At 67.7% G+C, this 13,865-nt stretch carries 10 protein-coding genes; 4 read left to right on the top strand and 6 right to left on the bottom strand.

Translation table 11 applies throughout. From position 1 onward, the window contains the following. Positions 1-44: 44 nt before the first annotated feature. Both Vau01_RS61035 and Vau01_RS61030 read right to left on the bottom strand, forming a co-directional pair. Positions 45-659 carry a hypothetical protein gene (locus Vau01_RS61035; RefSeq protein ID WP_239153082.1) on the bottom strand — a complete coding sequence of 205 codons (615 nt, stop codon included), beginning with the start codon at positions 657-659 and terminating at the stop codon, positions 45-47. Then, positions 656-1,501 carry an IS5 family transposase gene (locus Vau01_RS61030; protein ID WP_204014050.1) on the bottom strand — a complete coding sequence of 282 codons (846 nt, stop codon included), beginning with the start codon at positions 1,499-1,501 and terminating at the stop codon, positions 656-658. The genes Vau01_RS61035 and Vau01_RS61030 overlap by 4 nt, the downstream gene beginning before the upstream one ends. 731 nt (positions 1,502-2,232) lie before the next feature. Here Vau01_RS61030 and Vau01_RS61025 point away from each other — a divergent pair. Together Vau01_RS61025 and Vau01_RS61020 are read left to right on the top strand one after the other, a co-directional pair. Next, positions 2,233-3,636 (top strand): ISNCY family transposase, encoded by a 1,404-nt coding sequence (locus Vau01_RS61025; protein WP_204014041.1) that lies wholly within the window; start codon positions 2,233-2,235, stop codon positions 3,634-3,636. Positions 3,637-3,798: 162 nt separating this feature from the next. Next, positions 3,799-6,207, top strand: a complete 2,409-nt coding sequence (locus Vau01_RS61020) for an ATP-binding protein (protein WP_204014039.1) — start codon at positions 3,799-3,801, stop codon at positions 6,205-6,207. On the opposite strand, the gene Vau01_RS61015 is transcribed toward Vau01_RS61020, so the two are convergent. The 3 genes from Vau01_RS61015 to Vau01_RS61005 form a co-directional block, all read right to left on the bottom strand. Further along, positions 6,204-6,782, bottom strand: coding sequence for a hypothetical protein (locus tag Vau01_RS61015; RefSeq protein WP_204014036.1), 579 nt, complete (start codon positions 6,780-6,782; stop codon positions 6,204-6,206). The genes Vau01_RS61020 and Vau01_RS61015 overlap by 4 nt on opposite strands. A 65-nt stretch (positions 6,783-6,847) precedes the next feature. Further along, positions 6,848-7,075 carry a hypothetical protein gene (locus Vau01_RS61010; RefSeq protein ID WP_204014033.1) on the bottom strand — a complete coding sequence of 76 codons (228 nt, stop codon included), beginning with the start codon at positions 7,073-7,075 and terminating at the stop codon, positions 6,848-6,850. Positions 7,076-7,330: 255 nt separating this feature from the next. Next, positions 7,331-7,735 (bottom strand): hypothetical protein, encoded by a 405-nt coding sequence (locus Vau01_RS61005; protein ID WP_204014030.1) that lies wholly within the window; start codon positions 7,733-7,735, stop codon positions 7,331-7,333. Positions 7,736-7,798: 63 nt separating this feature from the next. Here Vau01_RS61005 and Vau01_RS61000 point away from each other — a divergent pair, with 63 nt between their 5' ends. Continuing rightward, positions 7,799-8,452, top strand: a complete 654-nt coding sequence (locus tag Vau01_RS61000) for a TetR/AcrR family transcriptional regulator (protein WP_204014027.1) — start codon at positions 7,799-7,801, stop codon at positions 8,450-8,452. Positions 8,453-8,549: 97 nt separating this feature from the next. After that, a complete protein-coding gene (locus Vau01_RS60995) occupies positions 8,550-10,730 on the top strand; it encodes an MMPL family transporter (RefSeq protein ID WP_204014024.1) in 2,181 nt (726 codons plus the stop codon). A gap of 90 nt (positions 10,731-10,820) precedes the next feature. Here the strand turns inward: Vau01_RS60995 and Vau01_RS64385 are convergent, their stop codons facing one another. Then, positions 10,821-13,682, bottom strand: a complete 2,862-nt coding sequence (locus tag Vau01_RS64385) for a family 43 glycosylhydrolase (protein WP_239153080.1) — start codon at positions 13,680-13,682, stop codon at positions 10,821-10,823. Between the last annotated feature and the right edge of the window lie 183 nt (positions 13,683-13,865).

Below are 13,865 nucleotides of genomic sequence, written 5' to 3'. Positions count from 1 at the left end.
CGCTGCCTCGGCATCGCCACCACGGCACCAACGATCGCGCACGATCAACTCACCCACCCGCAAGAGGTCGCCAGCCGCTTGGCGGCTGCCGCACCTGCGGTGGCCTTCGTGAGACGCTGGCGATGGCGTGGACGACGATGAGCATGCACGGTGCGTCGGCGAACTTCGCCCGCGCCTGCGTGCCAACTCAGAGGGTGGTTCGGGAGCCGATGTCCGTTATGGCTCCGGCGTCGGGTGAGGGTTGCTGGTCGCGGGTTGGGCGAGGGCGAACAGGCCGGACTCGGGCTCGGTAAGGACGCCGCGGTTGACGAGGCTTTGAGTTTGGCGCGCAGGCTTTCGGTGTTCTTCGCGGCGGTGCCGGTGCCGAGCGCGACGCAGATGTCCTTGGCGCGTAACGGATTGCTGGTGGCGGCGAACACGGCGAGGATCTGCTGGTAGGCCGGACTTGCCACGGTCGCGTCCGTCGGCGCCGCGTTGCTGGTAGTGGTTCCGGTGAGTCGCAGCAGCGTATCGCGCGTCGTCGCCAGGTCGGCCAGCTCGGCGTCGACGACAGCGAGTTGCTCGGTGAACGCGGCGATCTGGACGCGTAACTGCTCGGCCTGGGTAGCGGCAACGGCTTCCCGCGCGGTGATCAGTTCCAGGACCTGCTCGTGGTTCATCCGTTGTCGTTCAACGGCTCGCGCCAGGACGGGGTGGTCGTGCCGGTCAGCCGGCGGACCAGGTTCGCGGTGGCCGCCCACCAGGTCCGTGACTCGCTGGAGGCCGGCCGGGTCTCGTACTCGCGCACGAGCCGGCGCTGCAGCATCAGCGTGCCGTGGACCTGTTCGACGATCCACCGCTTGGCCACCGGCACGAACCCCGGCTGGGTGTCGGAACGCTTGACCTGTTCGACGTCGATCCCGTTGACCGCACCGTGAATTTGGACGTCGTCCTTGAAACCGGCATCGACCCACGCCTTCGTCACGGTCGGGGTGTGCGCGACGACCCGGTCGACCAGGGCCACGCCGATCTGGTTGTCGGTGGCCGAGGCGGCCATCACCACCACGGCTATGATCAGGCCCAGGGTGTCCACCGCGAGCCCGCGCTTGCGCCCCGGAACCTTCTTCGCCGCGTCTTTTCCGGTCGTCGCGGCGGGGATGTGGTTCGCCGCGCGGATGGACTGGCTGTCCAGCACGACCGCGGTCGGGTCCTCGGCCCGGCCGGCCTTCTCCCGGGCCTGGCACCGCAGCAGGTCGTGGATCGTCTGGTCGGTGCCGTCGTCGCGCCACAACGCGAAGTAGTAGTACGTCGCCGATTTCGGCGGCAGATCGTGCGGCAGATACGCCCACTGACACCCGGTCCGGTTCTGGTAAAAGATCGCGTTCACGATCTCCCGAAGCGGATAGCGGCCCTGATGCCCCGACACCGACGGGTGTTTCGCCTTCCATGCATCCAGGAACGGACCGACGACCGCCCACTGATCATCGGTCAGATCACTCGGGTACGCCTTGCGCTTGCCCACGACCAGCCAACGCGAACACATGTCGCTGGGACACCGGACCAGCCCCAACATCACTTCATCGAGCGATGACGAACTACGGAAACCTCACAAAACGCCCTCTCAGCGGTGTCCGGTCCGTTGTCCTGCCGGACGGGGGACTTGCGGGCGGCCGAACCTGGCGTGATCAGGTGGAGCACGACGAGGATTCGGCCCGCAGCGCCCCGGCCAGAAAGGTCGGCAGCGCGGGCCGCAGCCACAGACGAGCCTCGGGCTCTGCGGGCGCGCTCAGGGTTCATCATGGCGCGGCGCCCGCAGCCGGCCGCCGGTCCGTCGGGCCGAGGCCAATCCGTCGTACACCGCCTGCAGTTGGCCGTCCTCCGGGGCGCCGGCATCCACGCCCCGCCGGACGGGGGCGGCGACGAGGGACAGCCATTCCGGCTGGGTGGGCCACCCCTGCCAGCGCGGCGACCGCACCCGTGCTGGGCACACGCTGCGGGCCGTTCGTCACAGCGGTCGACCAGCAACCTCAATGCGACCGTGGCGTCATCGGCGGCGACCGCACCCTGATCCGGCCTGCGCAGGCCGGCCACGGCCACGCTGTGGGCGTCGACGGGGTCGGGTCTTGCGGCCCCTAATTACTTCGACCTGAAAAAGTAGATCGATGGTTGTCGGCGTGTCCGGTGCTGTCGGGCAGGCCGGTCGGTCACCATGGACGGCGACAGGATGTCGTTGGTGCGCAAGGGATTGCGGTCATGTTGCGGACGCGGAACGTGCAGCCGTCGTTGTGGGAGTCGGTCCTGCCGGAGGTGTGCCTGCGGCTGCCGGCAGAGCTGGAACGCGTCGATGCGTGGCTGGACGATGAGCGGTTCTTCGCCCCGTTCGTGCCGCACTTCTCGGCCACGCTGGGGCGACCGTCGGTGCCGATGGAAACCTATCTGCGGCTCATGTTCCTCAAGCACCGCTACCAGCTCGGCTACGAGTCGGTGTGCGCGGAGGTGGCCGACTCGATCTCGTGGCGGCGGTTCTGCCGCATCGACATCGACGGCCGCGTCCCGCACCCGACCACGCTGATGAAGATCACCACCCGATGCGGAGATCGGACGGTCGCCGAGCTGAACGAGACGCTGCTGACCACAGCGGTGCAGGCCCGGGTGGTGAAGACGGGAAAAGTCCGCGCCGACACCACCGTGGTGTCGGCGAACGTGAAGTACCCGACCGACACCGGCCTGCTCGCCTGCGCCGTGGTGAAGATCGGCCGGCTGGTCCGGCGGATCAGGACCGCCGGCGGGGCCAGCCGCACGAGATTCCGTGACCGTGGCCGGGCCGCCGCCCGCCGGGTCCGTGAGATCGCCTCCAAGCTACGGCTGCGCGGCGCCGCGGCCCGCGACGAGGCGCAGGCCACCGTGGCCCGCATCACCGGCGAACTGGCCCGTCTGGTCGACCAGGCCAGCGCCGAAGCTGCCGCGGTGGTCCGTAACGCCCGCCGGGCCCTGCCCCGCACCACCGGACACCGCAAGGGCCGGCTGCGGCGGGCCATCGACGAACTCGACCTCCTCCTGCAACGCGCCGCCCAGGTCGCCGCGCAGGCCCGTATCCGCCTCGGCGGCGGCAAACCCGACTCGGCCACCCGGCTGGTGAGCCTGCACGACCCGCACGCCCGACCGATCCGCAAAGGCCGCGTCGACCGGCCGGTCGAATTCGGCTACAAGGCCCAGGTCCTCGACAACGTCGACGGGATCGTCCTGGACCACACCGTCGAGGAGGGCAACCCGCCCGACGCGCCGCAACTGGAACCGGCGATCGGCCGCATCCACCAACGCACCGGCCGGGTTCCCCGCGCGGTGGCCGCAGACCGGGGCTACGGCGAAGCCCGCGTCGAGACCGGACTCCATGACCTCGGCGTCCAAAACGTCGCCATCCCCCGCAAAGCCACCACCGGCACCAGCCGCCGAAAACATGAACAACGGCCAGCGTTCGGCCGACTCGTCAAATGGCGCACCGGCTGCGAAGGCCGCATCAGCCACCTCAAACACCGCTACGGCTGGCACCGCACCCGCCTGACCACCCTCACCGGCGCCCGAACCTGGTGCGGACACGGCATCCTCGCCCACAACCTCGTCAAAATCACCACCCTCGCAGCCGACCAGACCCGCTAACCCAGCCGCCACCAGAGCAGCATCGACGATGCGCTACCCCGAGCCCGCCCAACAGACTTTTTCAGGTCGAAGTAATTAGGGGTAAGCGGCGGTGGATGCGTCGTTGTGCACGGACGGGTGATGACGGCTGCGGTGTGGGTAGTGCGGAGTAGTGTGACTCCGGTGGTTCGTCGAGCCGTCCCGGGGAACCTTCCGGTGGAGTTGGCCAGCTTCGTTGGTCGCCGGTCGGAGCTGCGCGAGGTCAGCCGGCTGCTGGCAGACAGCCGGCTGGTGACGTTGATCGGTGTCGGCGGAATAGGCAAGACCCGGCTGGCGCTGCGGGCGGCGGCTGGGGCGGGGCGGGCGTTCGCGGACGGCGGCTGGTTCGTGGACCTGACCGCGCTACGCAATCCTGGGCTGGGTAGCCAGGAGGTCGAGCACTCTGGTGCGTTGGCGGGTCTGGTCGCCGCCGTGCTCGGGCTTGAGGATCGTGGCGGAGGGCTGTCGTTGCGGCAGCTGACCGACTATCTCGCCCACCGGCGGGCCCTGCTCGTGCTGGACAACTGCGAGCATCTCCTGCCGGCGTGCGCGGCCCTGGTGATGGGGTTGCTGCGCACCTGCCCGACGTTGCGGGTCATGGCCACCAGCCGCGAGCCGCTGGCCATCTCCGGAGAGGTCGTTTTCGCGGTGGGGCCGTTGCCAGCCCCGGCGTCGGGTGGCGGACAGAGTCTCGACGAGATCGGCCGGTACGACGCGGTGGCGTTGTTCACGACGCGGGCGCGGGCCGTCAAGCCGGGCTTCGAGCTGACCGCGGGCAACCGGGCGGCGGTGGCCGAGATCTGTCACCGCGTCGATGGGCTGCCGCTGGCCATCGAACTTGCGGCAGCCCGGATTCGGATGCTGTCGCCGCAGCAGCTGCTCCATCGGCTCGGCGACCGGTTCATCCTGCTGCGTCAAGGCAGCCGCGGCGCGCCGGCGCGGCAGCGGACACTGCGGGCATGTGTCGACTGGTCGTTCGACCTGTGCGGCAAGCAGGAGCAGGTGCTGTGGGCGCGTCTGTCGGTCTTCGTCGGCGGGTTCGAACTCGACGCGGTCGAGGGTATCTGTACCGACGATCTGGTGCCCGTTGACGAGGTGCTGGACCTGCTGGCGGGCCTGGTGAACAAGTCCGTTGTCGGCCGTGACGACGATGGCCACGACGATGGCCACGATGGAAGCCACGGTGACGAGCAGGCGCGGTACCGGATGCTGGAGACGGTTCGCGACTTCGGCGCGGACAAGCTGATCGAGGCTGGTGAGCGGGAAGCGTTCCGCCGCCGGCACCGCGCCTGGTATCAGCAGCTTGTGGCGCGGGCCAAGGCGGAGTGGATCAGCAGCCGGCAGGCGTACTGGATGGCCAGGCTGAACCGCGAGCACCCCAACCTGCGCGCGGCCGTCGATGATTGCCTGGCCGAGCCCGGCCAGGCCCACGAGGTCCTGGAGATGGTGGTGAACCTGCCGGGGCTGTACTGGTGGACCACCGGGATGTTCGGCGAGGGCCGCCGCTGGCTCGACCTCGCCCTGGCGCAGGCGACCGCGCCGACCGCCGTGCGGGCGCGGGCGCTGCTGCTCGACGGTCAGATGACGATGACCCAGAACCAGGCCGAGCTGGGCACGCGCTTGCTAGACGAGGGTGAGGACCTGGCCCGACGGCTGGACGCCACCGCCGAAATTGCCCTGGCCGTGTTCCTGCGGGGGCAGTTCCGGCTGCACGACGGGGACCTGCCCGCCGCGATCGAGGCGCTTGAGGCCTCGCGCGACATCCTGTCGACCGCGCCGCAACGTGGGTCCGTGCACAACCTCGAACTGCGGCTCGGTCAGCTGATCGCTCTCGGGATGGTCACCGGGATGGCCGGCGACCACGACCGGGCCGATGCGTGTTTCCGCGAGGTCCTGGCGATCACCGAGCCACGCGGAGAGCATCGCCTCCGGTCGTACGCCCTCCGGGCGCAGGCGCTGTCAGCGTGGCGGCAGGGACGGATGACTGACGTCGTCGCCCTGGTGGAGGCGAGCCTGCGGCTCCACCGGCCGCCGGGATCGACCGATCGGTACGGCGCTGTCCAAGGCATCGAGGTGATGGCCGGCGCCGTCGCCAGCCTGCGGCAGTACCGCCGTGCCGCCACGCTGCTCGGCGCCGCTGACACGCTGTGGGTCGAGATCGGCGCATCGGTGGCCAGGTTCACCTTTCTCGCCGGCCCGCACGAGGCAGCGCAGCGGCAGGCCCGGGCCGGCCTCAGCGACACGACGTTCGCCGAGGCGTTCACCCACGGCCGGGCGATGTCCTACAACGACGCGATCGCCTATGCCCTCGACGAATACCGGCGACCGACGCCACCACCACCCGCGGACCGGTCGACGCCGCTGACCCGCCGGGAGCGCCAGGTCGCCGACCTCCTGACGCAGGGCCTGTCGAACAAGGAGATCGCCAGCACACTGGTGATCTCCCAGCGGACGGCCGAGAGCCACGTGGAAAACATCCTGGCCAAGCTCGGCTTCGCCAGCCGTAGCCAGGCCGCCGCCTGGGCTGCGGCGCAACAGACCCACCAGCTCTAGTTCGGTGAGAGTGAGCCGAACGACGGGCCGAGACCGATGATCACCAGCGGCGACGGGCAGATCGCATAGCCCCGCGGTCCGCCCGGGCCGGGCACCTCCTCCACGGCGATCATGCGGACCAGCGATCCGCGCGCCTCCTCCGCCATGTACTCCAGCACGCAGCGCGTGTCGTCATCCAACCGGTGCACCGCCTCGACAACCAGCAACGGCGGCGTCGATCTGCTCAGCGCCCGCAGAAGGCTCAGCACGGCCGGTCCCAACACCGCGGCGGACGGCACGGCCGCGGCGGGTGAACGGAAGATCGATTCCGTCAGCAGCCGGCGGTGTTCGGGCGGGAGGGTGGCCGCCTCCGCCTCATCCACTGTGGAGAACAGCGCGGTCAACGCGCCGAGCCGACGCTGCGGATCGGTGTGGTCGTTGCGACGGATGAGTACCCGCCGACCGTCGACGCAGTCGACCAGAGCGTCAACGACGCCAGTGTCCGTGGCGGTGTGCGATCCGAAGAACAGCACGCTGCCGTTGTGTCTCAGCCAGGCATTCGCCGTCGCGAGCTGGTGGACGGTCACTTCATGCACACCGACACCCTCCAGAGTCTGGTCGCCGGCCGGGTACCGGACAAATACGGAGACGTGGCGCGCGTTTAGCGGTCAGGACGGGGCAGCAGGCGGGCACGAACCAGCACCTCGCGCTCGGCGATATCGGCACCGGTCCAGCCGACCTGCACTCCGTGGACCCGGTAGAAAATGTCGTTGTCGTAGCGGACCGGGTGGGCGTAGTCGACCCGACCGATCCGTAAGGTGAGTTGACCTCTGCCGAAGCAGTAGTCCCGCTCGGCCAACACGACCAATTGGGTAGCGGATTGGGCCATGTCTGCCAGCTTGCGACGTGACCGGCCTGGAAGAAATCCGTAGTTATACGGATGGTGTCACGGACGTGAGGTAGCAGAGCAGTGCAGATTGTCCTTTGCCAACGAAGTTGTCCGTGCCACTGAAGGACGTGCAAGCTGGGGTTTCTGCCAGTGAACTTTGTCCGGCGGTTCGGTGTCCGGCTCCGCGGCACCAACACCGCCAACTGAGCCTCCCGCTGCCACGCGCAGCCTGGGAACTCGCTTTGAACGTCATCGTCAGCAGCGGTTGCCGCGTTCGCCGATCGCCCGGACGCTGTCTTGGGCCTGTTCAGCTGCTGCCATAGGACGGCGAGGTGGCCGCCTTTGGGGTGAACGCCACGGGATGGTGTCGGACTCGCCGTCGTGGCCAAGGTCGCCCAGCGTGCGCAGGTCATCGCTGGCGTCGGTGAGGGTGGGCAGGATCTCGGTGTTGGGCGCGCAGGTCGATGGTGTCGCCGACCCCATGACATGCCGACCCGCGGCGACCCGAACGAACAGATGGTAGAACGCCGCGCCACCAATTTGCGGTGCTGCCGCGCCAACTCGGCGATCGGCGGGTCCGGTTCCGGCCCGCTGATCGGGCGCTGCTGACCGCCCTGCTTTAGTCACTGCCCCGGCCCACTCCAGCAGGCCGCGCGGCATCAGGTAAGCCTTTGCGGGCACACGCTGCGGCAGTTGGCTGTGACGCCTCTCAGGAAAGTTGCAGTGTTCAGCAAGTTTGCTATCTTCGGCAATGTGAGCACCATCGGGCTGCGGGAACGGAAGAAGGCGGCGACCCGCGCCGCGCTGAGCGAGGCAGCGATCCGGCTGGCCTGTGAGCGTGGCGTGGAGCACGTGACCTCGGACGCGATCGCCGAAGCGGCCGGGGTGTCGCCGCGCACCTTCCACAACTACTTCGCGAACAAGGAAGAGGCGATCTTCGCCGGCATGGCGGAGTTCGGCGGTGAGATGCTGGCCGCCATGCGTGCCCTGCCCGTGGGGGAGCCGGTGTGGGAGGCCGTGCGGCAGGTGATCGTCGGCTTGGCGCGGGAACGGCCCGACACCACCGACCTGATGGTGGCGGTCGTGCGGCTGATGGAGAGGAGCCCTGCGTTGGCCGTCCGTCATGACGCGATGCGAGAAGAGGCCGGACGCGCGCTCGCCGGCGTCGTGGCTGAGCGGACCGGCACTGACCCTGACCGCGACCTGTACCCGCACCTGATCGGCGCCGCACTCCACGCGGCTGTTACCGCGGCGGTGAACCTGTGGCGGGTGGGCAAGACTGACCGCGACCTCGCCGACCTGCTGGATGAGGCCTTCGACCAGTTCCGGGCCGGCCTGCCGGATCCGTCCGCATTGATAGAGGCAAGACGGCAATAATCGTCTTCAAACGGAACTAATCGCATAACTCCTTCGCCCGTGGCGAGCAATCGCTCGCGGCTCGATCAAGCACGCCTTCGATAGGGAGAAAAGTCCGATGGCTACCTATTTATACCGCCTAGCGCGGTTCTCCTACCGGCGCCGGCGACGGGTGCTAGCCCTTTGGCTGGTGTTGCTGGCCGTGTTCGGGGTTGGCGCGGCGACGCTGTCTGGTCAGACGTCCAGTTCGTTCTCGATACCCGGCACCGAGTCGCAGAAGGCCATCGATCTGCTCGGCGAGAAGTTCCCCCAGGCCAATGCTGGCGGGGCGACGGCACGCGTGGTGTTCGTCGCCCCGTCGGGCGCAACCCTGACTGACCAGGCCAGCCGCGACACGATTGTCCAGACCGTTGCGGCGCTGAAAGGCGCACCCCAGGTTGCCGCGGTCACCGACCCGTTCACGGCCGGCGGCGTCAACCAGGCCGGCACCGTCGCGTACAGCCAGGTCACCTACACCGTGGCGAGCATTGCCATCACCGACGACGCTCGGGACGCGCTGACCGCCGTCGCCGACGAGGCCCGAGCCGCAGGGCTGACTGTCGAGATCGGCGGCGACGCGCTCCAGGCTGCCCCCGGCAACTCGGCCACCGAGGTCATCGGCGTGCTGGTCGCCGCCGTCGTGCTTTTCATTACGTTCGGGTCACTGATCGCCGCCGGGCTGCCACTGCTCACCGCGATCATCGGCATCGGCATCGGGGTTTGCGGCATCACAGCGGCCAGCGGCTTCGTCGAGCTTTCGTCCAACACGTCGGTGCTCGCGCTGATGCTCGGTCTGGCGGTCGCCATCGACTACGCATTGTTCATCGTGTCCCGGTACCGGCATGAGCTCTCCCTCGGCCGCGAGCCTGAGGAGGCAGTCGGCCGTGCCGGCGGCACCGCCGGTTCCGCCGTGGTGTTTGCCGGTCTCACCGTCATGATCGCACTGTCCGCGCTCGCGGTCGTCAACATCCCAGTACTCACTCAGATGGGCATCGCCGCGGCGTCCACAGTGGCCGTTGCCGTGCTCATCGCGCTTACGTTGCTGCCTGCGCTGCTCGGCTTCGCTGGACGGCGGATCATGGGCCGGCGCGCCCGCGACCCGGAAACCACCGGAAACGGCAAACCCAGCACTGGTACCCGATGGGCCCATTTCGTCACTCGACGGCCCGCGGCGGTGATGGCGGTGGCCGTGCTTGCTCTTCTGGTCATCGCGGTGCCCGCGCTGAGCCTGCGCCTCGGCTTGCCAGATGACGGCACCGCCTCGCCGGACACCACCCAGCGCAAGGCATACGACCTGCTTAGCGAGGGCTTCGGCCCGGGTTTCAACGGCCCGCTCACTGTCGTCGTCAGCGCCCCGGACGCGCAGGCCGCGGCCGCCGAGGCGGCCGAGACCATCAAGGCCCTGCCCGACGTGGCCGCCGTCGCGCCACCGGTACTCAACCCGGCCGGCGATACTGCGCTGCTGGCGGTCACGCCGGCCAGCGCGCCGAATAGTGTCGGTACGGAGGATCTCGTCGCCGCGATCCGCGACACCGACGACGCACTGAGCGGTGAGCTGTCCGTCACCGGGCAGACAGCTATCAACATCGACGTGTCCGACAAGATGGGAGGCGCCCTCGCGCCCTACCTCGCGGTGGTCGTCAGTCTCGCGTTCATCCTGCTTGCGTTGATGTTCCGGTCGCTCGTCGTGCCACTCAAGGCCGCCCTCGGGTTCCTGCTCTCGGTGGTTGCCACATTCGGCGCGGTGGTCGCCGTCTTCCAGTGGGGCTGGTTGGCCGGCCTGTTCGGCGTGGAGGAGACCGCACCGATCATGTCGCTGCTGCCTGTGCTGCTCATCGGCATCGTCTTCGGTCTCGCCATGGACTACGAAGTCTTCCTCGTCAGCCGTATGCGCGAGGAGCACGTGCAGGGCGCCAAACCCACCGAGGCGGTAGTCAACGGCTTCGGCCACGGCGCCCGCGTGGTCACCGCGGCGGCGATCATCATGATCAGCGTCTTCGCCGGGTTCATCCTGTCAGACGAGGCGCTGATCAAGTCTATCGGCTTCGCACTTGCAGCGGCGATCCTCTTCGACGCGTTCGTCGTACGCATGACGATCGTGCCCGCCGTGATGGCGCTGCTCGGCCGGCACGCATGGTGGCTGCCACGCTGGCTCGACAGCATACTGCCCAATGTGGACGTCGAAGGTGAAAAGTTGCGTCACCAACTCGACGACGCACGAACCCGCCCACCCGTCTCCGCCGAACACGCGCGAACCTGACCAACCTTCGCCTCCCCTGGGGGCCGCCGCCGATGTGGACCGGCGGCGGCACCCAACCTCACCACCCGCGGCACACAACCCGTCATCGGGTTACTCGAAGAACTTCAGGCTCCAGCCCTGGTTGTCGTTGTCGCCGGGGACGTTGTCGCGGTGGTAATTGGTGTCCCCCCACCAGCAGAAGGTGCCGTGGAACCAGAGCCTGTTGTTCCAGTCGTACTGTGTGCCCTTGGGCACCGCGTGGAAGTACAGCGGGAATTTCGGGCCGGCTGGCGGGCTGGTGTTGATGTCACCATCCAGCAGCACGAAGCTGTTGTGTCCGGGCCCGTCGACATACAGGGTTGCGTCCCAGCCGGGCATCATATTGGTCTGGTTCGATCCGAAGAGGCAGCCGTTTGATTTGTACCAGTCCCAGACGTACATCGGGTCGCCGCCGGCTTTGAGTCGCAGATCGGCCAGGCAGTACTGGTCCGACCATGAGCCGTTCGCCGAGTACACGATGTGGAGTTGACCGCTGGGGTCCTTGAGGGGTTGTGGGGCTTCGTTGATGTAGGGGTAGCCGTTGCCGCCCGCGACCCGTTCCCACGGCTCGCGGGCTTGCGAGATGATTTTCCGGGGGCCCGTCACGTCGAACGGCCCGGACATCTCGGCGAGGTAGATGTTCTGCTCGTCGTTGCTGTCGCCTTCCCAGCCGGACCAGACAAACCACTGCTTGCCGCCGAAATAGAACGCGGTGCCGTCGACTGCGAACCTGTTGTCCGGCAGGCTCAGTTGTTTCGGGTCGCTGTAGCCGGAGTCCGGGCTGTTGGAGAACGTGTAGTACATCCGTTGGGTGCTGCTGCCTGCTCCACCGCCCGAGGCGAAGTAGACGACGAAGGTGCCGTTGTTCAGCTTGACGAGGTCCGGGGCCCAGAGGTTGGGCATGTTCCACGGCCGCGACCAGATCAGCTTCCTGGGCGCGTTCTGCAGCGCCGTCCAGTCCGGTGCCGACCGGGAGTAGATGTTGGTGCCGTCGGACTCGACCGAGTAGTACGTGCTGTCGACCCGGATGACGCTCGGGTCCTGGTTGCGGATCGAGGTCTGGCCGGGCGCACCGGTCGTCGGCGCCGGTGGGAGCGCGCCGTTCGGGTCCTCGAAGAAACCGAGGCTGTATCCGGTGTTCATGTTGTCGCCGGGCACGTTGGCCCGGCCGTAGGTGATGTTCGGGTAGAAGCCGAACGCTCCGGCCTGCCAGCGGCGGTTCTCCCAGTTGTAGGTGGTGCCCTTTGGGACACCGTGGTACATCAGGGGGAACTTCTGCCCAGCCGGCGGGCTGGTGTCGATGTCTCCGTCGAGCAGCACGAAGCTGTGGTGACCGGGTCCGTTGATGCTCTGGTTGACGGGCCAGGTGCCCAGCATCGCGCCCCGGTTGGAGCCCATCAGGCACCCGTTGGACTTGTACCAGTCCCACACGTAGGTCGGGTCACCGCCGGCCTTGAGCCGCAGGTCTCCGATGCAGTAGTTCTCGCCCCACGACCCGTTCGCCGAATACGTGATGTGCAGCTGCCCGTTCGGGTCCTTGATCGGCTCGGGTGCCTCGTTGATCAGCGGTGTGTCCGTCGCGGCGACCCTCTCCCACGGCTCACGCGGCTGGGAGATAAGGTAGCGCGCGCCGGTCGGGGTGGTCGGGTCGCTCATCCGGGCGATGTAGATGTTCTGCTCGTCGTTGACCTTCTCCGCCCAGCCTGACCAGGTGAACCAGAGCTGGTTGTCGTAGGTGAACGCGGTACCGTCGATCGCCCACCGATCCTCGGGGAGGTTGAGCTTCTGCTCGGTGCCGTAGCCGGTGTCCGGCGACGCCGAGCTGATCACGTACATGCGGTGCCCGTCGTCCGGACGCGCGGAGAAGTACACGTAGTACCGCCCGTCGAGTTTCACCAGTTCCGGCGCCCAGATCGCGCCCAGACCCGGATCCCGCCAGATCATCTTCGGGGTGGCGGTGAGCAGACCGGCATTGCTCGAGGCCGTCCGCGACCAGATGGCGCCGCCGAAGGACTCGACCGAGTAGTAGGTGTTACCCACCCGGATCACGCTGGGGTCGGCCGAAGGGCTCCCTGGCTTCTGCGGATTCGGATTGCCGGGCGAGTTCTCGTCGCGCCCTTCGTCGAACGGGAACACTGGTTGGCGTTCTCCACAGCCAGGATTCTCAGGGTCGCAAAGACTGGAGTATGGTCTGGCCCTGGCCAGGTTGCCGGCGAAAGTCGCGTCTTTGATGGCGATCGTGGCACTACCGAAACTGTGCCCGAACAGCGAATCACGGAGTCCGTCGGGGAAGCCGTTGTAGGAGACCAACGGCGCGACCCGCCAGTTGTGGTAGTGGTTCTCCGGCGGCTCGTCATTGGCGCTGGCGAAGCGGAAGGCATGGGTGCTGCCGGCCGACTTGTGATACACGATCTTCGGGTGGGTTTCCTCCCACAGGATGTCGTCGGCCATTCGAACGTCATACTCGCCGTGCGCCGACGCGGACACCCACTTGGCTTGGTCGTTCTGGACCCAGACAGCGATGTGTTCCCAGTCGTGAGTGTGGCCGGCGCTGCAGTCACAGTTGGGGGTCGCGACGTCCTTCTCGAAGTAGTAGTCGTAGAGGTAGACACACCAGCCGGAGTTGCACCGTTGCCGCGCGTACACGTTGGTGTTGTCCAGATCGGACTGATCTCGGCAGTCCGAGGACGCCCCGACGTCCTTGTACGGGAGGCCTTGAGAGATAGTGCCGTCCGGACCGATGGCCGCGACGTTGTAGCAACTGTCGGTGTCGAAGTCGAGGGCGGGCTGCCATTTCTTGTCGTTCGCGGTGGCGCTCTCGGGCAGCGCGCGTGGCGGATCCACGGCGGCGGCCGCGGGAAAGGCGGGGACGAGCACCCCACCGGCCAGCAGGACGGCGCAGACTCCGGCGAGAGCACGGGCACGTACAGGCATCGGTCTAGGGACCTGTCTCTTCGGGAGCTGGACGCCGGCGGCGTCACAGCTCGGGTCAGGAGGCCCTTGGTAGCGTGAACGGCGAATCGTCATGAGTCAAGCCATGATTAACATCTGCGCATGAAACGGTCGTGTCTTGGTGTTCATTTGCGTACCGCGATTAACTTACGGATCGCTGGCTCC

This window comes from Virgisporangium aurantiacum, assembly GCF_016863635.1.
Lineage (GTDB): Bacteria > Actinomycetota > Actinomycetes > Mycobacteriales > Micromonosporaceae > Virgisporangium > Virgisporangium aurantiacum.
This window is presented reverse-complemented; position numbering and strand designations above follow the sequence as displayed.

Bases quoted from the DNA above. Each gene is read 5' to 3' on its own strand.
- Vau01_RS64385 (WP_239153080.1), bottom strand. From the start codon at position 13,682: ATGCCTGTACGTGCCCGTGCTCTCGCCGGAGTCTGCGCCGTCCTGCTG.
- Vau01_RS61025 (WP_204014041.1), top strand. From the start codon at position 2,233: ATGTTGCGGACGCGGAACGTGCAGCCGTCGTTGTGGGAGTCGGTCCTG.
- Vau01_RS61005 (WP_204014030.1), bottom strand. From the start codon at position 7,735: ATGCCGCGCGGCCTGCTGGAGTGGGCCGGGGCAGTGACTAAAGCAGGG.
- Vau01_RS61035 (WP_239153082.1), bottom strand. From the start codon at position 659: ATGAACCACGAGCAGGTCCTGGAACTGATCACCGCGCGGGAAGCCGTT.
- Vau01_RS61010 (WP_204014033.1), bottom strand. From the start codon at position 7,075: ATGGCCCAATCCGCTACCCAATTGGTCGTGTTGGCCGAGCGGGACTAC.
- Vau01_RS60995 (WP_204014024.1), top strand. From the start codon at position 8,550: ATGGCTACCTATTTATACCGCCTAGCGCGGTTCTCCTACCGGCGCCGG.